General features: G+C 69.3%; 18 protein-coding genes. 12 read left to right on the top strand and 6 right to left on the bottom strand.

Going from position 1 to position 21,702, the window contains the following annotated elements; translation table 11 throughout:
- Positions 1–148: 148 nt before the first annotated feature.
- Positions 149–910, bottom strand: a complete 762-nt coding sequence (locus AB0I54_RS28315) for a potassium channel family protein (protein WP_363298966.1) — start codon at positions 908–910, stop codon at positions 149–151.
- 94 nt (positions 911–1,004) lie between these two features.
- Complete coding sequence (gene aceE, locus AB0I54_RS28310; RefSeq protein ID WP_363298965.1) at positions 1,005–3,752, bottom strand: pyruvate dehydrogenase (acetyl-transferring), homodimeric type; 2,748 nt, start codon at positions 3,750–3,752, stop codon at positions 1,005–1,007.
- Positions 3,753–4,235: 483 nt separating this feature from the next.
- On the opposite strand from aceE, the gene AB0I54_RS28305 reads away from it, so the two are divergent.
- From AB0I54_RS28305 to AB0I54_RS28280, 6 genes are all read left to right on the top strand, one after another.
- Positions 4,236–4,673, top strand: coding sequence for a DUF3052 domain-containing protein (locus AB0I54_RS28305; protein WP_263208317.1), 438 nt, complete (start codon positions 4,236–4,238; stop codon positions 4,671–4,673).
- A 142-nt stretch (positions 4,674–4,815) separates the two neighbouring features.
- The gene (locus tag AB0I54_RS28300; protein WP_363298964.1) at positions 4,816–5,274 is read left to right on the top strand and encodes a peroxiredoxin; all 459 of its coding nucleotides are present in this window, start codon (positions 4,816–4,818) and stop codon (positions 5,272–5,274) included.
- 115 nt (positions 5,275–5,389) lie between these two features.
- Positions 5,390–5,965 carry a TerD family protein gene (locus tag AB0I54_RS28295; protein WP_363298963.1) on the top strand — a complete coding sequence of 192 codons (576 nt, stop codon included), beginning with the start codon at positions 5,390–5,392 and terminating at the stop codon, positions 5,963–5,965.
- A gap of 94 nt (positions 5,966–6,059) precedes the next feature.
- Positions 6,060–6,635, top strand: a complete 576-nt coding sequence (locus tag AB0I54_RS28290) for a TerD family protein (protein WP_316757284.1) — start codon at positions 6,060–6,062, stop codon at positions 6,633–6,635.
- 161 nt (positions 6,636–6,796) lie between these two features.
- Positions 6,797–7,936: a DUF475 domain-containing protein gene (locus AB0I54_RS28285; protein WP_363298962.1), complete on the top strand. Its 1,140-nt coding sequence runs from the start codon at positions 6,797–6,799 to the stop codon at positions 7,934–7,936.
- A gap of 136 nt (positions 7,937–8,072) precedes the next feature.
- Positions 8,073–8,810, top strand: a complete 738-nt coding sequence (locus tag AB0I54_RS28280) for a Tellurium resistance (protein WP_363298980.1) — start codon at positions 8,073–8,075, stop codon at positions 8,808–8,810.
- 3 nt (positions 8,811–8,813) lie between these two features.
- Here the strand turns inward: AB0I54_RS28280 and AB0I54_RS28275 are convergent, their stop codons facing one another.
- Positions 8,814–9,659, bottom strand: a complete 846-nt coding sequence (locus AB0I54_RS28275) for a TerD family protein (RefSeq protein WP_363298961.1) — start codon at positions 9,657–9,659, stop codon at positions 8,814–8,816.
- Positions 9,660–9,845: 186 nt separating this feature from the next.
- Here AB0I54_RS28275 and AB0I54_RS28270 point away from each other — a divergent pair, with 186 nt between their 5' ends.
- From AB0I54_RS28270 to AB0I54_RS28260, 3 genes are read left to right on the top strand one after another with little or no spacing between them, the layout of a single operon-like run.
- On the top strand, positions 9,846–11,012 hold the full coding sequence (locus AB0I54_RS28270; RefSeq protein ID WP_363298960.1) for an HpcH/HpaI aldolase/citrate lyase family protein: 1,167 nt from the start codon (positions 9,846–9,848) through the stop codon (positions 11,010–11,012).
- 23 nt (positions 11,013–11,035) lie between these two features.
- On the top strand, positions 11,036–13,486 hold the full coding sequence (locus AB0I54_RS28265) for a phosphoribosyltransferase (RefSeq protein ID WP_363298959.1): 2,451 nt from the start codon (positions 11,036–11,038) through the stop codon (positions 13,484–13,486).
- A complete protein-coding gene (locus AB0I54_RS28260; protein ID WP_363298958.1) occupies positions 13,486–14,298 on the top strand; it encodes an HAD family hydrolase in 813 nt (270 codons plus the stop codon). Before AB0I54_RS28265 ends, AB0I54_RS28260 begins: the two co-directional genes overlap by 1 nt.
- A 19-nt stretch (positions 14,299–14,317) precedes the next feature.
- Here AB0I54_RS28260 and AB0I54_RS28255 read toward each other — a convergent pair whose 3' ends face one another.
- Positions 14,318–14,539 carry a zinc ribbon domain-containing protein gene (locus AB0I54_RS28255; protein WP_363298957.1) on the bottom strand — a complete coding sequence of 74 codons (222 nt, stop codon included), beginning with the start codon at positions 14,537–14,539 and terminating at the stop codon, positions 14,318–14,320.
- A 365-nt stretch (positions 14,540–14,904) separates the two neighbouring features.
- Between AB0I54_RS28255 and AB0I54_RS28250 the strand changes: the two genes are divergently transcribed.
- The 3 genes from AB0I54_RS28250 to AB0I54_RS28240 all read left to right on the top strand — a co-directional run bounded on the left by AB0I54_RS28250 (position 14,905) and on the right by AB0I54_RS28240 (position 19,655).
- Positions 14,905–17,025 carry a transglycosylase domain-containing protein gene (locus tag AB0I54_RS28250; RefSeq protein ID WP_363298979.1) on the top strand — a complete coding sequence of 707 codons (2,121 nt, stop codon included), beginning with the start codon at positions 14,905–14,907 and terminating at the stop codon, positions 17,023–17,025.
- 47 nt (positions 17,026–17,072) lie between these two features.
- Positions 17,073–18,371 carry a hypothetical protein gene (locus AB0I54_RS28245; RefSeq protein ID WP_363298956.1) on the top strand — a complete coding sequence of 433 codons (1,299 nt, stop codon included), beginning with the start codon at positions 17,073–17,075 and terminating at the stop codon, positions 18,369–18,371.
- A 159-nt stretch (positions 18,372–18,530) separates the two neighbouring features.
- A complete protein-coding gene (locus AB0I54_RS28240) occupies positions 18,531–19,655 on the top strand; it encodes an amidase domain-containing protein (RefSeq protein ID WP_363298955.1) in 1,125 nt (374 codons plus the stop codon).
- On the opposite strand, the gene AB0I54_RS28235 is transcribed toward AB0I54_RS28240, so the two are convergent.
- Together AB0I54_RS28235 and AB0I54_RS28230 are read right to left on the bottom strand one after the other, a co-directional pair.
- On the bottom strand, positions 19,643–20,185 hold the full coding sequence (locus AB0I54_RS28235) for a DUF4383 domain-containing protein (protein ID WP_363298954.1): 543 nt from the start codon (positions 20,183–20,185) through the stop codon (positions 19,643–19,645). The two genes, AB0I54_RS28240 and AB0I54_RS28235, sit on opposite strands and share 13 nt — an antisense overlap.
- 83 nt (positions 20,186–20,268) lie before the next feature.
- Positions 20,269–21,657 (bottom strand): hypothetical protein, encoded by a 1,389-nt coding sequence (locus AB0I54_RS28230; protein ID WP_363298953.1) that lies wholly within the window; start codon positions 21,655–21,657, stop codon positions 20,269–20,271.
- Between the last annotated feature and the right edge of the window lie 45 nt (positions 21,658–21,702).

Below are 21,702 nucleotides of genomic sequence, written 5' to 3'. Positions count from 1 at the left end.
GCTCTTCGAGCAGGGGGGACCCCCAGGGCGGCACGGGTGGGCGATGGGGGTCCCCCCTGCTCGAACGAAGTTGAGAGCTTGGGGGAGGCACCCCGCAACGCCGGGCTGCGCGACCACCCCCCGCCCAGCCCCAGCACCGTTCACCCCCCTACCCCGGCCGCTCCTCCACCGCCTCCCCCGCCGAAGCCAACGCAGTCAACGCGGCCACCTCCGCCCGAAGCCCCCGTACCTCCGCGGCCAAGGACTCGATCGCCTCGGTCTGCCGCCGCTCCTCCACATCGTCCTTCTCGAACCGCGCGATGAACCACGCGGCGATGTTCGCGGTCACCACACCCAGCAACGCGATCCCGGACAGCATCAGCCCGACCGCGATCATCCGCCCCAGCCCGGTGGTCGGCGCATGATCCCCATAGCCGACGGTCGTCATCGTCGTGAACGACCACCACACGGCGTCACCCAGCGTCCGGATGTTCCCGTTCGGCGACTCCCGCTCCACCGACAGCACGGCCAGCGACCCGAACATCAGCAACCCGACGACCGACCCCGCGACATACGTCGTCAGCCGGATCTGCGAGGCCATCCGCGCCCGCCGCCCCACCAGCAGCAGCGTCGAGACGAGCCGCAGCAGCCGCAGCGGCTGGAGGATCGGCAGTATCACCGCGCACAGGTCCAGCCAGTGCGTCCATACGAACTCCTTGCGCCCGCGCGCGAGGGCCAGCCGCATCAGATAGTCCGTGGCGAAGGAGCCCCACACCACCCACTCCACGACCGTGCACGCGGCCGTCAGGGAGTGCCCCGCCGAACTGTCCACGATCGGCACGGCATAGGCGACGGCGAAGGCCACCGCGAGCGCCAGCAGGGGCCGTTGGGTGTGCCGCTCCCATCGCGCCTGCGCCGATTGTTCCTCCATGCCCGCATCGTAAGGAAAACGCGGGGGCGGTGGAGCATCGAGCCCCACCGCCCCTCAGCAGCTCAAGAGCCGCTCAAGCCGCGCAACCGCGGCGCTACGCGTCGCCGCCGGCCGCTCCCGGGTCCGCCGCCGACACGTCGAGCAGCTGGTACCGGTCGATGGCCTGCTTCAGCACCGAACGGTCGACCTTGCCCTCCCGCGCCAGCTCGGTCAGCACCGCCACCACGATCGACTGCGCGTCGATGTGGAAGAAGCGGCGAGCCGCGCCCCGCGTGTCCGCGAAGCCGAAGCCGTCCGCACCGAGGGACTGGTACGTCCCCGGCACCCACCGGGCGATCTGGTCCGGAACCGACCGCATCCAGTCGGACACGGCCACGAACGGCCCCTCCGAGCCGCTGAGCTTGCGCGTGACGTACGGCGTGAGCTGCTCCTCCTCCGGGTGCAGCAGGTTGTGCTGCTCGCACGCCACGGCCTCGCGCCGCAGCTCGTTCCAGGAGGTCGCCGACCAGACGTCGGCCCGTACGTCCCAGTCCTCCGCGAGGATCCGCTGCGCCTCGACCGCCCACGGCACCGCCACGCCGGACGCCATGATCTGCGCCGTGACGGAGCCCGCCGTGCCCGCGCCGATCCGGTGGATGCCCTTGAGGATGCCCTCGACGTCCACGTCCGCCGGCTCGGCCGGGTGCTGGATGGGCTCGTTGTAGACGGTGAGGTAGTAGAAGACGTCCTCGCCGTGCGGGTGCTGCGCGTCGCTGCCGTACATACGGCGCAGGCCGTCCTGCACGATGTGCGCGATCTCGTACGAGTACGCCGGGTCGTAGGCGACACAGCCGGGGTTCGTGGAAGCGAGCAGCTGTGAGTGGCCGTCCGCGTGCTGCAGACCCTCACCGGTCAGCGTCGTACGGCCGGCGGTCGCGCCGAGAACGAAACCGCGCGCCAGCTGGTCGGCCATCTGCCAGAACTGGTCACCCGTGCGCTGGAAACCGAACATCGAGTAGAAGACGTACACCGGGATCAGCGGCTCGCCGTGTGTCGCGTAGGCCGAGCCGGCCGCGATCAGGGAGGCCGTGCAGCCCGCCTCGGAGATGCCGTCGTGCAGCATCTGGCCCGTCGGCGACTCCTTGTACGCGAGCAGCAGGTCGCGGTCCACCGCCTCGTACTGCTGGCCGAGCGGGTTGTAGATCTTCGCGCTCGGGAAGAAGGAGTCCATGCCGAACGTGCGGTACTCGTCCGGTGCGATCAGCACGAACCGCCTGCCCAGCTCTTTGTCCCGCATGAGGTCCTTGAGGAGCCGGACAAAGGCCATGGTCGTCGCGATCGACTGCTGACCCGAGCCCTTCTTCACACCCGCGTACGTCTTGTCGTCGGGCAGCGCGAGCGGCTTGGAGCGCACGACGCGCGTCGGGACGTACCCGCCGCACTTCTTGCGCTGGTCGTGCATGTACTGGATCTCCTCCGAGTTCCGGCCCGGGTGGTAGTACGGCGGCAGGCCGGACTCCAGCTCCTTGTCGGAGATCGGCAGGTGCAGCCGGTCGCGGAAGCCCTTGAGGTCGGTGACCGTCAGCTTCTTCATCTGGTGCGTGGCGTTGCGGCCCTCGAAGTTCGGGCCGAGCGTCCAGCCCTTGATCGTCTTGGCCAGGATCACCGTCGGCTGGCCCTTGTGCGCCTTGGCCGCCGAGAACGCCGCGAAGATCTTCCGGTGGTCGTGACCGCCACGGCCCAGGTGCAGGATCTGGTCGTCGGTCATGTGCTCGACCATCGCGCGCAGCCGGTGGTCGTCGCCGAAGAAGTGGTCGCGGATGTACGCGCCGGACTCGGTCGCATACGTCTGGAACTGGCCGTCGGGCGTGGTGTTCATCCTGTTGACCAGCACGCCGTCGCGGTCCTGGGCGAGCAGCGGGTCCCAGGTGCGGTCCCAGACCAGCTTGATCACGTTCCAGCCGGCGCCCCGGAAGACCGACTCCAGCTCCTGGATGATCTTGCCGTTGCCGCGCACCGGGCCGTCGAGCCGCTGCAGGTTGCAGTTGACCACGAAGGTGAGGTTGTCCAGGCCCTCGCGCGCCGCGATGGACAGCTGGCCGAGCGACTCCGGCTCGTCCATCTCGCCGTCGCCGAGGAACGCCCACACATGCGACTTGGAGGTGTCCGCGATGCCGCGCGCCTCCATGTAGCGGTTCATCCGGGCCTGGTAGATCGCGGCCAGCGGGCCGAGGCCCATGGAGACCGTCGGGAACTCCCAGAAGTCCGGCATGGAGCGCGGGTGCGGGTAGCTGGAGAGCCCGTTCGGGTACTTCGACTTCTCCTGGCGGAAGCCGTCCAGCTGCAGCTCGGTGAGCCGGTCGAGCAGGTAGGCGCGTGCGTAGATGCCGGGGGAGGCGTGTCCCTGGAAGAAGACCTGGTCGCCGCCGTCGCCCTCGTCCTTGCCGCGGAAGAAGTGGTTGAAGCCCACGTCGTAGAGCGAGGCGGAGGAGGCGAACGTGGCGATGTGGCCGCCGACGCCGATGCCGGGGCGCTGCGCGCGGGACACCATCACCGCGGCGTTCCAGCGGGTCGCGTTCAGGATGCGGCGCTCGATCTCCTCGTTGCCGGGGAAGAACGGCTCGTCCTTGGTCGCGATCGTGTTGACGTAGTCCGTGCTGCGCATCTCGGGTACGGCCACGCGCTTCTCGCGGGCGCGCTCGATCAGGCGGAGCATCAGATAGCGGGCCCGCTCCCGGCCGCGCTCGTCCACGGCGGCGTCGAGGGAGTCGAGCCACTCCTGGGTCTCTTCGGGATCGAAGTCAGGTACCTGACTCGGAAGGCCGCCAATGATGATCGGGTTGCGATCGGATCCGGAAGCCACGCTGTTCCTTACCTGTCAGAGGGCCGCTTCTGCTTGGGCTTTTTTCTCGGGCGTATCCCTTGTGCCAGCACCGTCCCCCATCGTGTACCTCGGGGAGGCCCACGTCATCTCTACTCGGTGGTAACCGAGACGTCCGTACGGTCTCCCTCAAGCCGTACTCGGGCGGCTCGGGCCAAAACGCAACGCTACGCCCAGCGTATGACGTGATTGGCAAAGGCGTTCGAGCGCCGCACTACCGGGTGATTCACAGAGGGTTCCTAAGCTCGCAAAGCGGGCACAAGGGTGCAGAAGAATGTGGTGTGGGTCACCCTGGGTTTGGGAGGGCTGCCAGGAGTTGCGGCGACACGGCCGGGATCGTCACCGTTTCGGCGGTCTGAACGGCCGGGTACTTGCGCGATCCGTCCCGCCCGTGTGGACTACGGCCAATGCTTCGCGCACGCGCGTGGCTGAGATAGTTACCAAGACATGATCAGGAGGCAACCCGTGAGCGCGACCGCGGACCACGCGGAGGAGCGGACGAGCCCTGCCGTCAGGCTGGGGTTCCAGCCCGAGCAGGTGGTCCAGGAGATCGGCTACGACGACGACGTCGACCAGGAGCTCCGCGAGTCCATCGAGGAAGTCATCGGCAGCGAACTCGTGGACGAGGAGTACGACGACGTCGCGGACGCCGTGGTGCTGTGGTTCCGCGACGAGGACGGCGACCTGACGGATGTGCTGGTGGACGCCACCACGTACATCGAGGAGGGCGGCGCGATCCTGCTTCTCACGCCGAAGACCGGCCGTGACGGGTACGTGGAGCCGAGCGACATCTCGGAAGCCGCCGTGACGGCGGGGCTGTCGGCCTCCAAGAGCGTCAGTGTGGGCAAGGACTGGAGCGGCTCGCGTCTGGTGACGCCGAAGGCCGCGAAGTCCAAGCGCTGATCGAGCAGTGACCGCCGTCCCTCGCCGGACGGGCTGATGTCAGCCGGGCTGGGCCGAAAGCCCAGCCCGGCGCCGCCGCGCCCCGGGGGCGGCTGCGTAGGGTGGTGCCACCCGAACAGCCCCTCCGAAGGGATGCACGACGATGGCGATCCAGGTCGGCGACAAGGCGCCCGACTTCGAACTCAAGGACAACCACGGCCGCACCGTGAAGCTCTCCGACTTCCGGGGCGAGAAGAACGTGGTGCTGCTCTTCTACCCCTTCGCCTTCACCGGCGTGTGCACCGGTGAGCTGTGCGAGCTGCGGGACAACCTGCCCAGGTTCGAGGACCGCGGCACCCAGGTGCTCGCCGTCTCCAACGACTCCGTCCCCACCCTGCGCGTCTTCGCCGAGCAGGAGGGCCTGGAGTACCCCCTGCTGAGCGATTTCTGGCCGCACGGCAACATTTCGCGCGCCTACGGCGTCTTCGCCGAGGACAAGGGTTGCGCCGTCCGCGGGACCTTCATCATCGACAAGGAAGGCGTCGTGCGGTGGACCGTGCTCAACGGCCTGCCGGACGCGCGGGACCTGAACGAGTACGTGAAGGCGCTCGACACCCTGTGATTCTTCGGGGTCAGGGCCTGCGGGCAGCGGGAACCCCTCACTAGGATCGAATCGTTGATCCGGTATCCGAAGCACCTCGGGGCTCCCCGCCCCTGGACACGACATGGAGGGACTCGTGGGAGTCAGCCTCAGCAAGGGCGGCAACGTATCCCTGACCAAGGAGGCCCCGGGTCTGACCGCGGTCCTCATCGGTCTTGGCTGGGACGTCCGCACCACGACCGGTACCGACTTCGACCTCGACGCCAGCGCCCTGCTGCTGGACACGTCGGGCAAGGTCGGCAGCGACCAGAACTTCGTCTTCTTCAACAACCTGAAGAGCCCGGACGGCTCGGTGGAGCACACCGGCGACAACCTCACCGGTGAGGGCGAGGGCGACGACGAGGTGATCAAGGTCAACCTGGCGACGGTCCCGGCCGACGTGGACAAGATCGTCTTCCCGGTGTCGATCTACGACGCCGAGAACCGTCAGCAGTCCTTCGGCCAGGTCCGCAACGCCTTCATCCGGGTCGTCAACCAGGCCGGCGGCGCCGAGATCGCCCGCTACGACCTGAGCGAGGACGCGTCCACCGAGACGGCCATGGTCTTCGGCGAGCTCTATCGGCACGGCCCGGAGTGGAAGTTCCGTGCCATCGGCCAGGGCTACGCCTCGGGCCTGCGCGGCATCGCGCAGGACTTCGGCGTCAACGTCTGAGATGTGACCGCCTCGTCCGGCGCCGCACCGTTTACGGTCGGCGCCGGACGTGCAGGACAACCGAAGAAGCACCACCTAGGGGAGGACCAGCATCATGGGCGTCACGCTCGCCAAGGGGGGCAACGTCTCCCTGTCCAAAGCCGCACCGAATCTCACGAACGTGCTGATCGGGCTCGGCTGGGACGCACGCTCCACCACCGGAGCCCCCTTCGACCTGGACGCCAGCGCGCTGCTGTGCCAGGGCCAGCGGGTGCTCGGCGATGAGTGGTTCGTCTTCTACAACCAGCTCAAGAGCCCGGACGGTTCGGTGGAGCACACCGGAGACAACCTCACTGGTGAGGGCGAGGGCGACGACGAATCGATTCTGGTCGACCTGCTGAAGGTCCCGGCCGTCTGCGACAAGATCATTTTCCCGGTCTCGATCCATATGGCGGACGAGCGCGGCCAGACCTTCGGCCAGGTCTCCAACGCCTTCATCCGGGTCGTCAACCAGGCCGACGGCCAGGAGCTCGCGCGCTACGACCTCAGCGAGGACGCCTCCACCGAGACGGCCATGATCTTCGGCGAGCTGTACCGCTACGGCGGCGAATGGAAGTTCCGGGCCGTCGGACAGGGGTACGCGTCGGGGCTGCGGGGCATCGCCCTGGACTTCGGGGTCAACGTCTCGTAGAGGGCCCCGACGGCTGGCCACACCATCTCGGACCTGTGTGTTCCGGAGCCGGGCGCCCCTCCTGGCCCCGTTTGAGGGGCAGGCCCTACACTTCGGGGTCAACAATGAGTAAAGCCGAGTACGGCGCGGGGGAGACCCGTACACACACGATTGGGTAGCCAGTGCTTCTGAAAACCTTCGGCTGGTCGTTCGCGATTACCGCGCTCGGTCTGGTCGCGGCGGTCTTCTACGGGGGGTGGGAGGCCTTCGGTATCGTGGCGATCCTCTCCGTCCTGGAGATCTCCCTGTCGTTCGACAACGCGGTGGTCAACGCCGGAATCCTGAAGAAGATGAATGCCTTCTGGCAGAAGATCTTCCTCACGGTCGGTGTGCTCATCGCGGTCTTCGGCATGCGACTGGTCTTCCCGGTCGTGATCGTCGCCATCAGCGCCAAGATGGGCCCCGTCGAGGCCGTCGACCTCGCTCTCAACAACAAGGACCGCTACCAGGAACTGGTGACCGACGCCCACCCGGCGATCGCCGCCTTCGGTGGCATGTTCCTGCTGATGATCTTCCTCGACTTCATCTTCGAGGACCGGGACATCCAGTGGCTGCGCTGGATCGAGCGGCCGCTGGCCAAGCTCGGCAAGGTCGACATGCTGTCGGTCTGCATCTCCCTGATCGTCCTGCTGATCACCTCCTTCACCTTCGCCACCCACGCCCACCAGCACGGCGGCGCGCATGTCGACAAGGCGCAGACGGTGCTGATCGCCGGTATCGCCGGTCTGATCACATACATGATCGTCGGCGGTCTCTCCGGCTACTTCGAGGACAAGCTGGAGGAAGAGGAGGAGCGGGAGCACGAGGAGGAGGAAGAGGCCGCGCGCACCGGCAAGAAACGCTCGCCCGTGGTGCTGGCCGGCCAGGCCGCGTTCTTCATGTTCCTCTACCTGGAGGTCCTGGACGCGTCCTTCTCCTTCGACGGCGTGATCGGCGCCTTCGCCATCACCAACGACATCGTCCTGATGGCGCTGGGCCTGGGCATCGGCGCGATGTACGTCCGGTCGCTCACCGTCTACCTGGTCCGCCAGGGCACCCTCGACGACTACGTCTACCTGGAGCACGGCGCCCACTACGCGATCGGCGCGCTGGCCGTGATCCTCATGGTCACCATCCAGCACCAGATCAACGAGGTCATCACCGGCCTCGTCGGCGTCGTCCTGATCGCCTGGTCCTTCTGGTCCTCCGTCCGCCGCAACCGCGCTCTGGCGGAGACCGAGGGAAAAGAGGGCTCGGACGAGAAGGCTGAGGTGTCTGTCTAGGACACGGTTCACATCCGGGGTGTCTCACGTTCAGGTGTGATCACCTTCCGGGTGAGGAACGCTCACAGCGGGGCGGCCGACGGCGGCCGCCCCGCGGTTTTGTGTCATGGGTACGCAGGCGGGCATGGGGGCGGGAATGGGTTTCTTCGACGGGCTGCTGGGCGGCCGGGCTGCCGACTTCGACTCGGGCAGTGCCGCCACCAACTCGATCCAGCTCACCAAGCGGCACCAGCAGGTGTCCCTGACCAAGCAGGACGCGGCCACCGGGCATCTGCGCGTCAATCTGACCTGGCGCATGCGCACGTCCGACTTCGGCGGCATCCAGCGCACCAGTCTGTTCCGGCACCCCTTCAAGGCGCTCAAGCCGGCGGAGGTGCTGGGCCACGGGCAGAGCATGGTCAACGTCGACCTCGACCTGGGCTGCCTGTACGAGCTCACGGACGGCACCAGGGGGGTCGTCCAGCCGCTCGGCAACTACCTCGGGGACGTCAACTCACCGCCGTACGTCAAACTCAGCGGCGACGACCGGTTCGGGTCGGCGTCCGGCGAGACGATGTACGTCAACCTGGACCACCGCGAGGAGATAAAGAGGCTGCTGGTCTTCGTCTACATCTACGACCAGACCCCGGCCTTCGACCGCACCCACGCCATCGTCACGCTCTACCCCAGCAACGGCCCGCGCATCGAGATCGGCCTGGACGAACGGCACCCCCAGGCCCGCTCCTGCGCCGTCGTGCTGATCGAGAACGTCAAGGGCGAACTGATCGTCCGCCGCGAGGTGAAGTTCGTCTACGGCTTCCAGGGCGAGCTGGACCGGCTCTACGGCTGGGGGCTGCAGTGGGGCCGGGGCTACAAGACCAAGGCGGTGGAGTGACCCTCAGCGGCCGATGAACTGCGGGCCCTGCGGGGGCAGCCTGAAGTCCGGGTTCGGGGCCGCCGTCACCGGAGGGGGATAGCCGTAGCCGGACTGGGCCGACGTGGCCGCCGCGGCCGGTGCCTGGGGATAGCCGTACGCGGGCCCGCCGGCGGGCTGCGGATAGCCGTAGGCCGGCTGGGGCTGGGCCACCTGCGAGGTCCCCTGCTGCGGATAGCCGTACGCCGACTGCGCCGCCTGCGTCGGCAGCATCGTCGGCTGCTCCGGCGGCAGGGGCAGCGACTGGGGCGGCTCCTCGGCCCCCTCGGACTCGTCCACCGAGATGCCGAAGTCGGTCGCCAGGCCCTTCAGACCGTTGGAGTAGCCCTCGCCGAGCGCCCGGAACTTCCAGCCCTCGCCGCGCCGGTACAGCTCCCCGCAGATCAGCGCGGTCTCGGCGCCGGTCTCCGGCTTGATGTCGAAGAGGGCCAGCGGCTCGCCGTCGACGGTGGACGCGTCGTACAGCACGATGCGCAGCGCGTGTACGTGCTCGAAGGTGACGCCGTCCGCCGAGGCGACCAGGAGAATACGGCTGACGCCGGTCTCGACACCGGCGAGATCCGTCTGGATCGTGTCGGTCAGGCCCTCGGCGATACGCTTCTTGCCGAGCCGCCACACCTTCCCGGAGGGGTGCCGGGGCTGGTTGTAGAAGACGAAGTCCTCGTCGGAGCGCACACGACCGTCGGGGCCGAGGAGCAGCGCGGAGGCATCGACATCCGGGACCCCCTGCCCGGGCGTCCAGCGCAGCACGGCGCGCACCGTCGTGGCTTCCAGCGGGACGTTCGACCCCTTCAACATCGCGTGCGTCATGCGGTCATCCTGCCTTCTCGGTCCTGCTCACGACAATGCGGGGTAACCACGACCGACAGAGCTGTGTTTGCCGGCGTTACCGGAAATTCATGCCTGGCGGGAACCCATGACATGGAGCCGTACGTACTATTACCGGCCACCTGTCCACCAAATCCAGTTGCTTGCCTTGCGCCACGGGGGAGTTCTATGCGTCATTTCGGGCACATCGCCCCTGAGGTGCGGCAGCGCCTCTTCCACCAGGAGCCGTGCGAGTTCACCGCCGACTCCCCGGCCCGGCTGCTCTCCGCCGCCCTGGGCGCCACGCTGTACAGCCCGGCCACCAGGCCGAGGCTCGCCGACGACATCGTCAAGCAGGCCTCACTGGGCGTGGTCTCGATGGTGCTGTGCCTGGAGGACTCGATCGGGGACGAGGACGTGCTGGAGGGCGAGCAGAACCTCGTACGCCAGTTCGCCGACCTCGACTCCCGGGCCGACGTGGACCTGCCCCTGCTCTTCATCCGGGTCCGCAACCCGGAACAGATCTCCGACCTCGTACGACGCCTGGGTGCGACCGTCCGGCTGCTGTCCGGATTCGTGTTCCCGAAGTTCACCGAGGAGCGCGGCATCCCCTTCCTGGAGGCGCTGGCCGCTGCGGAGACGGCCAGCGGGCGCCGGCTGTTCGGCATGCCGGTCCTGGAGACGCCCGAGCTGATGTACCGGGAATCGCGCGTGGACGCCCTGGAGGGCATCGCCCGCGCCGTCGACAAGTACCGCGACCGGGTGCTGGCGCTGCGCCTGGGCGTCACGGACTTCTGCTCCTCGTACGGACTGCGCCGCGCCCCCGACATGACGGCGTACGACGTCCAGATCATCGCCTCGGTGATCGCCGACGTGGTGAACATGCTGGGGCGGGCCGACGGCACCGGGTTCACGGTGACCGGTCCGGTGTGGGAGTACTTCCGGGTCCCCGAGCGCATGTTCAAGCCGATGCTGCGGCACAGCCCCTTCCTGGAGGGGCAGGCCGTCGAGCTGCGCGAGAGACTGATCGAGCACGCGATGGACGGGCTGCTGAGGGAGATCTCCCTGGACCAGGCCAACGGACTGCTCGGCAAGACCTGCATCCACCCCTCGCACGTCCTGCCGGTGCACGCACTGTCAGTGGTCAGTCACGAAGAGTTCAGTGACGCCCAGGACATTCTGCGGCCGGAACGCGGCGGCGGGGGTGTACTCAGGTCCGCCTACACGAACAAGATGAACGAAGTGAAGCCGCACCGCGCCTGGGCCGAGCGGACCATGCTGCGCGCCGAGGTGTTCGGTGTCGCCAACGAGGACGTCGGCTTCGTGGAGCTGCTCGCCGCCGGGATCCCCGGCTGACCACCGCCCAACCCAAGGAACGCATGAACAAGGCAGTGAACAACGGGGCCTGGTCCGGCAGTTGGGTCGCCGAGCGACTCGGGGTCGGACTGACGGGCGACGACACGCTGACGGGCCTGCTCGGGCTCGCGCTGCGCCGCAACCCCAAGCGCGCGCACCTGCTCGTCTCCAATGTGCTGGGCAAGCACGTGCCGCAGTCGCCGGGTGTGGTGTACGGGCACGGGTTCGCCCTGGGCCGCAGGGTGCGCGAGCTCCTCGGCGACGAGGAGGCGGCCAGGGCCGTCGTCCTGGGCTACGCGGAGACCGCCACCGGCCTCGGCCACTCGGTCGCCGACGGCCTGGGCCTCGCCCCCTATCTGCACTCCACCCGCCGCCCGGTCGCGGGTGTCGCCCGGGCGGGCGGCTTCGAGGAGTCGCACTCGCACGCCACCTCGCACCTGCTGCTCCCGGAGGACCCGGCGCTGCTGGCCGGCGACGGCCCGCTGGTCCTCGTCGACGACGAGTTCTCCACCGGCAACACGGTCCTGAACACCATCCGCGACCTGCACGAGCGCTACCCGCGCGGGCGGTACGTCGTGGTCGCCCTCGTCGACATGCGCTCACCCGCGGACGCCGGACGCCTGGCGGCCTTCGCCCGGGAGATCGGCGCCCGCGTGGACCTGGTCGCCGCCGCCTCGGGAACCGTACGACTGCCCGAGGGGGTGCTGGAGAAGGGGCAGGAGCTGGTCGCCCGCCACGAGTCCCGGGAGGCGCCCGCAGCGGGGGCCGAGGACGGCCGGATCACCCGCGTCGACCTCCACTGGCCGCGCGCTCTGCCCGACGGCGGACGGCACGGGTTCACACCCGCCCACCGGGCCCGTCTGGAGGGCGCCCTGCCCGCCATGGCCGCGCGGCTCGCCGAGGCGATACCCGCCGGCGCCCGCCGTGTCCTGGTCCTCGGCTTCGAGGAACTGATGTACGCGCCCCTGCGGCTGGCCCGCGAGCTGGAGCAGGTCGCGAACGTCGAGGTGCGCTACTCCACCACCACCCGCTCGCCCGTCCTCGCCGTCGACGACCCCGGCTACGCGATACGCACCCGCCTGGTCTTCCCGGCCCACGACGACCCGGCCGACGGCCCCGGCGAGCGCTACGCCTACAACGTCGCGGGCGCCGGTTTCGACGCCGTCGTCGCGGTGGTCGACTCGGCCGCCGACACGCCCCGACTGCACGCCCCCGACGGCCTGCTGGCCCAACTGGCCGCGCACACACCGCACGTTCTGCTCGCCGTCGTACCGTCGTACGTGCCCGAGCCCCTGTACGTACCCGAAAGGCCCGCCATGCTGCCCGAGCCCCTCCGCGGCCCCGCCTTCTCCTCGTACGCGCCCGACGAGGTCGGCTGGCTGCTGCAGGACCTCTCGGACGTGACGCTGGAGGCGCCGACCGAGGAGCGCGAGGAGGCGATCCAGAGCGGCGGCGCGCACTACGCCGAGTCGCTGCCGGTGGAGTACCAGCCGAGCGAGCAGTACCAGGAGCTGTTCCACGCGGCCCTGGAGGCCTCGGCCGAACGGATCGCCCGGGCGGTCGGCGTGGTCACGGAGGCGGTGATCGCCGAGCGGTCGCCCCGGCCGGTGCTGGTCTCCCTGGCCCGCGCGGGCACCCCGGTCGGTGTGCTGATGCGCCGCTGGGCCAGGTTCCGGCACGGGCTCGATCTGCCGCACTACGCCGTGTCCATCGTGCGCGGGCGCGGCATCGACGCCAACGCGCTGCGCTGGCTGGCCGCGCACCACGACCCGCGGGACGTCGTCTTCGTCGACGGCTGGACCGGCAAGGGCGCGATCACCCGCGAACTCGCCGACGCCATCGAGGAGTTCGAGGCGGGCGACGGGATCACCGGCTTCGACCCGGAGATCGCGGTGCTCGCCGACCCGGGCTCGTGCGTGCGGACGTACGGCACCCGCGAGGACTTCCTCATCCCGTCGGCCTGCCTCAACTCGACGGTCTCGGGCCTGATCTCACGCACCGTCCTGCGCGCCGACCTGGTCGGCCCGAACGACTTCCACGGCGCCAAGTTCTACCGCGAACTCGCCGGCGTGGACGTGTCGGTGGCCTTCCTGGACGCCGTCGCCGCGCGCTTCCCCGAGGTCGGCGACACCGTGGACACGGCGGTCAAGGAACTCCTCGCCGCCGACCGCACCCCGACCTGGGAGGGCTGGGCCGCGGTCGAGAGGATCAGCAAGGAGTACGGCATCAACGACGTGAACCTCGTCAAGCCCGGTGTCGGCGAGACCACCCGGGTGCTGCTGCGCCGGGTGCCCTGGAAGATCCTCGCCCGCGCCGGGGCGGGCCCGGACCTGGAGCATGTCCGGCTGCTGGCCGAGCAGAGAGGGGTGCCCGTCGAGGAGGTCGGCGAACTGCCGTACACCTGCGTGGGGCTGATCCACCCGCGGTACACGCGCGGCGCGACCGGCGCCGACGGCAAGGCGGTGACGGTCTGATGCCGATGCTGGTGGCGAGCGACCTCGACCGTACGCTGATCTACTCCGCCGCGGCCCTCGCGCTGACCATGCCGGACGCGCGGGCGCCCCGGCTGCTGTGCGTGGAGGTGCACGAGAGCAGGCCGCTGTCCTATATGACGGAGACCGCGGCGCAGCTGCTCGCCGACCTCGGCGACGCGGCGGTGTTCATGCCGACGACCACCCGGACCCGCAAGCAGTATCTGCGCATCAACCTGCCGGGCCCGCCGCCGAAGTACGCGATCTGTGCCAACGGCGGCCATCTGCTGGTGGACGGCGTCTCGGACCCCGACTGGCACGCGCGCGTGCAGGACCGACTGGCCGACGAGTGCGCGCCGCTGGAGGAGGTGCGCGCACATCTGGCCGAGACCGCCGACCCCGCCTGGGTGCGCAAGCACCGGATCGCCGAGGACCTCTTCGCCTATCTGGTGGTCGAGCGCGAGCTGCTGCCCGAGGAGTGGGTCAAGGAACTCGCGGTCTGGGCGGAGAACCGGGGCTGGACGGTCTCCCTGCAGGGCCGCAAGATCTACGCCGTGCCGAAGCCGCTCACCAAGAGCGCGGCGGTCCGTGAGGTCGCCCGCCGCACCGGCGCCGACCTCACGCTGGCGGCCGGCGACTCCCTGCTCGACGCCGACCTGCTGCTCGCGGCCGACCGGGGCTGGCGCCCGGCGCACGGCGAGCTGGCCGACGCCGACTGGACCGCACCGGCGATCAGCGCGCTGCCCGAGCGGGGCGTGCTGGCCGGGGAGCGGATCCTGCGGGAGTTCCTGCGGACGGTACGGCGGCCGTCCTAGGCTGCCTCACCGGGAAGCGTCAGCCGCAGCAGCCCCCGCCGCAGCAGCCGCCTCCGCCGCCGCCCGCACGGGGTGCGGGGGCGGGTGCGGAGGCCGAACCCGCCACGGCTACCGTTGACAGCAGCTTGACCGTGTCGTCGTGGCCGGCGGGGCAGGCGGCGGGGGCGGAGGACTGTGCCATGGGACGGCTCAGTTCGAACGTGTCGCCGCAGGTCCGGCAGCGGTACTCGTAGCGAGGCATAAGCACAGGTTAACCGGCGTGACAGTAATCACTACACCTCAGAATTTCATGAGTGTTCGACTCTGTCCGATACTTGTGCGGAGATTTTGAAAAGATCGCTGATAATTTAGGCAGGCCGCGAGGAGCCGTAAGACCGGGGGAACAGGGGGGCTCGTGACGCTGCGCCCACCGCGGCTGTGCCACCCGCTGAGTCTCAACCCACGCGCGCAAGACCGAGTGCGAGGGGAGACGTAGTCGTGACCGACGCATCACAGCGGACGGGCGACCCGGAGGGCGAGGATCACGCCCGGGCCGGGGCCCGTGTGCCGTTGGATCCGGACGAGACCCTTCATCTGAAGGTCGACGCCCTGCGCGCGGACGCCACCATGCAGATCCGCGTGCCGCCTCCACCGCCGCCCACCGCCTCCGGCGGCCGCGCCGACCGCCGGCGCAGCGCCCGCCCCACTCCCCGGGGCCGCCTCGTCGCCGCGCTCACCGGCCTGCGTGACACCCTGGGCCCCCGGCTCGCGCCGCTCGCCCCGTACGCCCGCCGCCTCAGACCCCGCTATCCGCGCCCCGGCCGCAGCGGCTGGCGCCGCTGGGTGCCCTCCTGGCGCCAGTGGCTGGGCGCCTGGCTGACGTCCTTCGGTCTGCTCAGCCTGTTCCTGGTCGTCGCCTACGCCGCCACGGACATACCGACCAACCTGAACACGTACGCCACCCAGCAGGACAACGTCTACTTCTGGTCCGACGGGACGCCGATGGCCCGCACCGGCTGGGTGCAGCGGCAGGCCATGCCGCTCAAGGACATACCCGAGGACGTGCGCTGGGCCGTGCTGGCGGCGGAGAACGAGAGCTTCTACTCCGACCCCGGAATCTCCGTCAAGGGCATCACCCGCGCGCTGTGGAGAACGGTCGGCCAGGGGGACACCGAGGGTGGCTCCACCATTACCCAGCAGTACGTCAAGAACGTCTATCTGAACCAGAACCAGACCATCAGCCGCAAATTCACCGAGGCGATGATCGCCCTCAAGCTCGACAACAAGATGAGCAAGGACGAGATCCTCGAGGGCTACCTCAACACCAGCTGGTTCGGCCGCGGCACGTACGGCATCCAGCGCGCGTCACAGGCCTACTACGGCAAGGACGTCAGCAAGCTCAACGCCAGCGAGGCCGCCATGCTGGCCTCCCTGCTGAAGGGCGCGGGACTCTACGACCCCACGCTCAGCGCGGCCAACCACAAGCGGGCCGAGGAGCGCTGGACCTGGATCCTCGACCGCATGGTCAAGATCGGCAAGCTGTCGCCGGCGGAGCGGGCCAAGTACCGGACGTTCCCCGAACCGCTCAAGACGGCCCGGGTCTACGACACCGGCAAGCAGAGCGACTACCTGGTGGAGCTGGCCCAGCAGTACGCCAAGAAGTCCGCGCACATCTCGGACAAGCAGTTCGACCTCGGCGGCTACCAGATCTACACGACCTTCGACCGCAAGCGGGAGTCCCGGCTCACCGACGCCGTCACCAAGGCCCGCAAGCAGGCGAAGCAGGACGACCCGAAGGGCGTGAAGACCGCGCACTACGGCGCCGCCTCGGTGGCCACCGACGGCCGGATCATCGCCGTGTACGGCGGCCCCGACCACCGTACGCAGGGCTTCAACGAGTCCAACGCGTCCACCGTCAAGGCCGGTTCGGCCTTCCTGCCGTTCGTCTACGCCGCCGGTCTGGAGCACGGCGTCCACAAGACCCGCAGCGGCCCCGCGACCCCGGTCACCCCGCAGACCCTCTACAACGGCGACAACGGCGTCCCGGTCACCACACCTGAGGGGCCGTACTGGGACCGCAGCGGCAAGCGGGTCGCCGCCCACAACGACGGCGGGCAGTCCTACGGGCAGATCAGCCTGGGCAAGGCGCTCGCCCAGTCGGTGAACACGCCGTTCATGCAGCTCGGCATGGACACCGGCCTGGCCAAGGTCCGGCAGACCGCCGAGGCGGCCGGCCTGCTCCCCTCCAGCATGGGACCGCAGGTGCCCGCGATGTCCCTGGGCAACTCCACGCCCAGCGCCATCCGGATGGCGAGCGGTTACGCCACCTTCGCCGCGCAGGGGCAGCACACCGACCCGTACTCGGTGCTCCGCATCACCCGCAACGGCTCGGTGGTCAGGATGGACACCCCCACCGAGCGCCGGGCGGTCGGCGCCAAGGTGGCCCAGGAGGTCTCCCAGGCGCTGACGGACTCCCTGCTGACCGCCCACCCCGGCGCGGCCAGCCCCGCCGCGCCGACGGCCGGGCGCACCGGCGCCGCCCTCCCGGCGGGCGGAAAGGCCGGGACCACCGAGAACGACACCGCCGCCTGGTACGCCGGGACGGCCGACTCCGTGTCGACCGCGGTCGTCGTCTACCGCATGGACCTCGCCAAGAGTCTGGAACCACTTCCGCTCAAGGGCCTGGCCGGTACAACCAATGACAGCGTTCCGTACGTCATATGGGCGAAGGCAACGGGCCTCGGTTGACCTCGATGGCCCGACGACCTCCCAACCCCGCACAGAATGAGCCGCCCATGAACAGGAAGCAGCCCTCCGGCCGTCGCCGTCGGGACCGCGCCCGCCGCCGTCCAGCCCGCCGCGCAACGCGCCCGGAAGTCATGACCCTGGCCGCCTTCCTCGTCGTGGCCTCGCTGGTCGCCGGTTTCCTGGCGCTGGTCCGCCAGGACAACACGGCACCCGCCGCGTCCGCCAAGGGCTCCAGGGCCGCCTCGCCGAAGACCGGCAAGGAGCCCAAGTGGGACGGCAAGACCAAGATCCTGGGCGACGGCTCGACCTCCTACACGGGCCCGCAGAAGGGGGAGCTGAAGGCCGTACCGCTCAAGCCGGGTGAGAAGCCGCCCCAGTTCGTCGTCTTCTCCTGGGACGGCGCGCTGCAGGGCGACGACGAGCTCTTCTCCCACTACCGGGAGCTGGCCAAGCAGTACGACGCCCATATGACCTTCTTCCTCACCGGCATCTATCTGCTGCCCAAGAGCAAGAAGGACCTGTACCACCCGCCGCAGCACAAGCCCGGCGCCGCGGCCATCGACTACCCCACCGACGAGCACATCCGCACCACCCTGGAACAGCTGCGCCTGGCGTACAACGAGGGCAACGAGATCGGCACCCACTTCAACGGCCACTTCTGCGAGACCAAGGGCAGCGGCAAGGACTGGAGCGTCGACGACTGGAAGCAGGAGATCGACCAGTTCTTCTCGCTCGTGGAGAACTGGAAGACCAACACCGGCTACACGGACATCCCCCCGCTGCCCTTCGACTTCAAGAAGGAGGTCACCGGAGGCCGCGCGCCCTGCCTGGAGGGCCAGCCGAACCTGCTGAAGGCCATCAAGGGCTACGGCTGGCGCTATGACGCCAGCTCCACCGGCGACTTCCAGATATGGCCGTCGAAGAAGAACGGCATCTGGAACTTCCCGCTGCAGCTGCTGCCGTACGGGGACAAGATCCAGGCCCTGTCGATGGACTTCAACTTCCTCTACAACCAGTCCGACGGTGAGACGAACGGCAACCCGGCGTCGTACCCGCAGTGGGAGCAGCAGACGGTCGACGCCTACATGGCCGGCTTCAACCGCGTGTACTACGGCAGCCGGGCACCGCTGTTCATCGGCAACCACTTCGAGGACTGGAACGGCGGCATCTACATGAAGGCCGTCGACCAGGTCGTCAAGAACGTCTGCACCAAGAAGGGCGTCAAGTGCGTCTCCTTCAAGGAGCTGGCCGACTGGATGGACGTGCAGAAGCCGGAGACGCTGGCGAACCTGCGCAGCCTGGATCCGGCACAGTCGCCGGGTGACTGGTCGACGGTGGTCAAGTGACGTCCGAGCACTGGTGATTCCACTTGTGCAACCCCCTTCACAACCGACACACATGCCGTGCGAAGATGCCATCCCCCGGTAGGTGTACCGGTGTAGAGGGGAACATCATTGAAATCTAGAAGATTGAGCCGTAAGGGCCGTCGTGCCGGAATAGTCTCGGTGGCCGCCGCTTCGGTCGTCGCCGGAGTGGCCCTGGTGCCCAACTGGAGCGCGGGCGCCGCTGTGGTGGACGACCCGACCGTGGACGCCGCGACCAAGGCGACCTTCCAGAAGCTGGCCGACGCGGTCTTCACCGACCGCACGGACGCCCTGGTGGACGGGGGCCACAAGAAGCGGGCCACGTCCGGTTTCTCGGGCGACGTCAAGCTGTCCGCCACGCAGTCGCGCCAGGAGAACTCGGCGCTGACCGAACTGCAGGGCCGCAAGTCCCGCCTCGCCAAGCTGGGCGAGAAGTACAGCGCGGGCAGCACCAAGGTCACGCTGGACGCGACGCGGGTGACCGGCCGCACGGCCAAGGCCGACGTCACCGAGACCACGACGCTGACCTACGCGAAGGTCAAGGGCAAGGAGCCGAAGACCACCGGCTTCCAGGCCCACCACGAGCTGACCTTCCGCGCCGACCGGCACGGCGACTGGCAGCTGACCGACGTCCGGGACACGGACAACGGATACCTCGCGGTGAACCAGGTGGCCAAGCAGCCGACCGTCGCGGTGAAGGCCAGCCCCGCCGACGACGGCCCGCCCTCGGCGCCCCGCGCGGCCACCTCGTGGCCGGGGCCCGCCAACCCGAAGAACTTCACCGCCAGCGGCTACGACTACAAGGCCATGGTGGCGTACGCGGCCAAGTACTGGAACAACTACAACCCCGACTACCCGGACTACAACGGGCAGGGCGCGGGCGGCGACTGCACCAACTTCGTCAGCCAGTCCCTGAAGGCGGGCGGCTGGAAGCACGTACCCGGCTACACGTACGACTTCCACAAGTGGTTCGGCAACTCCGAGATCCAGTCGGACTCGTTCGTCGGCGTCAACGAGTTCTCCTGGTTCGCGCTGTCCTCGAAGCGGGTCACCAGCCTCGCCAGCGTCTACCAGCTGGACCTGGGCGACGTGCTGCAGATGGACTTCAACAAGGACGGGTCCAAGGACCACTCCATGATCGTCACCTACCGCAGCCCGCAGGGCGTGCCGTACGTGTCGTACCACTCCACCAACACCTACAACCGGTCGGTGGCGAGCCTCGTCGCGTCGTACCCGACCGCCGCGTTCTACGCCTACCGCACCTGATCCGGCCGGTCCCGCTGCTCCGGCCGTACCGCGTCGGGGTGGCGGGCCCGCCAGTACGGGTTGTCGTCCGGCAGGGTGGAACCGACCCTGCCGTACATCCCGAACACCATCAGCAGGATGCCCACCACAAAGCTGAACAGCACGTTCTGCATCTTGAACGCCAGGAAGTTGTGGGGGGTGTCCAGCAGGGCGAGGTTCAGGAACCCGCTCAGCAGGAACAGGATGCCCAGGGTCATGTTCAGCGTGGACGCGAAGTTCCCGCCGATCACCATGCCCACGAAGAGCAGCAGCCCGACGCAGACGGACAGGACGCTCAGCGCGCCATTGGTGTTCAGCCCCATGGCCGTGTTCCCACCGGTGTCGAAGAAACCGATGTTGTTCGTCAGGCCGAGGATGCCGAAGGCGAGCAGGAACAGGCCCATCAGACCGGCGCCCACCCGGTAGACCTTGTTCAGCCGGTGGTCCACGGGAAGGTGCTCGTCGAACTTGATCCGCCGCCGAGTGTCCGATTGCGATGCGTGCGAGGCCATGTCCGCCTCCTTGTGCGGGTGAGTACCGGCCCAGGCCGTACGTCTCTCCCAATATCCGCCCGCCATGCCCCGGCGGCAACGGCTCAGTGCGCGGGACCCCCGCGATCCTCGCGGATCTGCGCCACCACCCGTGCCACCGTCTGCCGCACGGCCTCCGTCTCGGTCAGGAAGTGCCAGTAGTCGGGGTGGCGGCCCTCCAGACCGGCGATCGCCCGCTCCAGCCGGCCTACGGCGTCGTCGAGCGGCCGCGCGTGCCGCGGGTCGGGGGTCGTACGGCCCGTCATGGCCAGCCGCTGGGCGTCCCGGATCGCGAACCGGGTCCGGTCGATCTCCTGCTGCGGGTCCTTCTGCACGGCGTTCAGCCGGTTCAGCCGGTCACCGGCGGCCGACACGGCCTCGTCGGTGGTGTTCAGCAGCGCCCGCACCGTCGACAACAGCGAGGTGGCGTCCGGCCAGCGCTGGGCGTCCCGTGCAGCCTGCGCCTCCTTCAGCTTCAGCTCGGCCTGCCGCACGTTGTCCACGGCCTGCTGCGGCACGTGCTGGAGGTCCTGCCAGCAGGCCGCCGCGAACCGGCGCCGCAGCTCGCTCAGCACCGGGTCGACCTGGCCGGCCCGGGTGGTCAGGGCCTGCGCCCGGGTGCGCAGCGACACCAGCCGGTGGTCGATCTCGGCCGCCTTCTCCGGCAGCCGCTCCGCCTCCACCCGGACGGCCTCGGCCTCCCGCTGCACCCGTTCGGCCCGCTCCAGCGTCTGCTGCACACCGTGCTGCCCCGCGCCCTGGTTCAGCTTGGTCAGCTCGGGGGCGAGGGCCGCCAGCCGGGCCGCGAGGTCGTCCGCCGTCAGCCCCGAGCCCCGTACGGCGTCCAGGGCGTTGGACGCGGCCAGCAGCGACTGGCGGGCCCGCTCCACGGCGGGCGCGAGCCGGGCCAGCTGGGTCTCGGCCTTGCCGAGCAGCGGCCCGAGACCGCTGCCGAAGCGGTCCAGTTCCTGCTTGACCCGCACCAGCTCGTCCTTGGCCGCCGTCAGCTCGGAGCGGGCCCGGGCGGCCACGGAGGCCTCCAGGTCGTCCCGGTCGAGGTCGTGCGCGTCGATCGCCTGGATGTAGCGGTTGCTGACCTCGTCGATACGGCGGCCGAGCGCCTCGAAGTCGGTGACGGCGCGCCGGGCCGCGGGGGAGTCGTCGACGGCCGAGATGGTCTCGATCGAGATCCGCAGATCGCGCTGGGCGGTGTCGAGCTCGTAGAAGGCGGCCGCGGCGGCGTCCTTGGCGGCCTGTGCCTCGGCCCGCTGGCTCTCGGACCGGCCGCCGAACCAGCGCCGGGTACCGCCGCCGGCGAACGCGGCGGGCAGCGCGAGGGCGGCGAGCACGGGCAGCCCCATCAGGGTGAGGGCGTCCCGCAGGGCCGTGGGGCCGCGCCGGGGCCGTGCGGACGGCGAATACGGCTGCTCGGGTGTCGCCGGTGTCGCCGTCACATCCCTCTCCCGTGCTGTGGTTCGCCCTGGGTGGTGTCATTCTCC

The sequence above is a fragment of the Streptomyces sp. NPDC050625 genome (assembly GCF_040654755.1).
GTDB lineage: Bacteria > Actinomycetota > Actinomycetes > Streptomycetales > Streptomycetaceae > Streptomyces.
The sequence above is the reverse complement of the archived record's forward strand: the minus strand, read 5'-3'. Positions and strand labels throughout refer to the sequence as shown.

Coding starts and splice junctions, on each gene's coding strand:
- AB0I54_RS28315 (WP_363298966.1), bottom strand. CDS start 910: ATGGAGGAACAATCGGCGCAGGCGCGATGGGAGCGGCACACCCAACGG.
- AB0I54_RS28300 (WP_363298964.1), top strand. CDS start 4,816: ATGGCGATCCAGGTCGGCGACAAGGCGCCCGACTTCGAACTCAAGGAC.
- AB0I54_RS28290 (WP_316757284.1), top strand. CDS start 6,060: ATGGGCGTCACGCTCGCCAAGGGGGGCAACGTCTCCCTGTCCAAAGCC.
- AB0I54_RS28280 (WP_363298980.1), top strand. CDS start 8,073: ATGGGTTTCTTCGACGGGCTGCTGGGCGGCCGGGCTGCCGACTTCGAC.
- AB0I54_RS28275 (WP_363298961.1), bottom strand. CDS start 9,659: ATGACGCACGCGATGTTGAAGGGGTCGAACGTCCCGCTGGAAGCCACG.
- AB0I54_RS28270 (WP_363298960.1), top strand. CDS start 9,846: ATGCGTCATTTCGGGCACATCGCCCCTGAGGTGCGGCAGCGCCTCTTC.
- AB0I54_RS28265 (WP_363298959.1), top strand. CDS start 11,036: ATGAACAAGGCAGTGAACAACGGGGCCTGGTCCGGCAGTTGGGTCGCC.
- AB0I54_RS28260 (WP_363298958.1), top strand. CDS start 13,486: ATGCCGATGCTGGTGGCGAGCGACCTCGACCGTACGCTGATCTACTCC.
- AB0I54_RS28255 (WP_363298957.1), bottom strand. CDS start 14,539: ATGCCTCGCTACGAGTACCGCTGCCGGACCTGCGGCGACACGTTCGAA.
- AB0I54_RS28250 (WP_363298979.1), top strand. CDS start 14,905: ATGCAGATCCGCGTGCCGCCTCCACCGCCGCCCACCGCCTCCGGCGGC.
- AB0I54_RS28245 (WP_363298956.1), top strand. CDS start 17,073: ATGAACAGGAAGCAGCCCTCCGGCCGTCGCCGTCGGGACCGCGCCCGC.
- AB0I54_RS28235 (WP_363298954.1), bottom strand. CDS start 20,185: ATGGCCTCGCACGCATCGCAATCGGACACTCGGCGGCGGATCAAGTTC.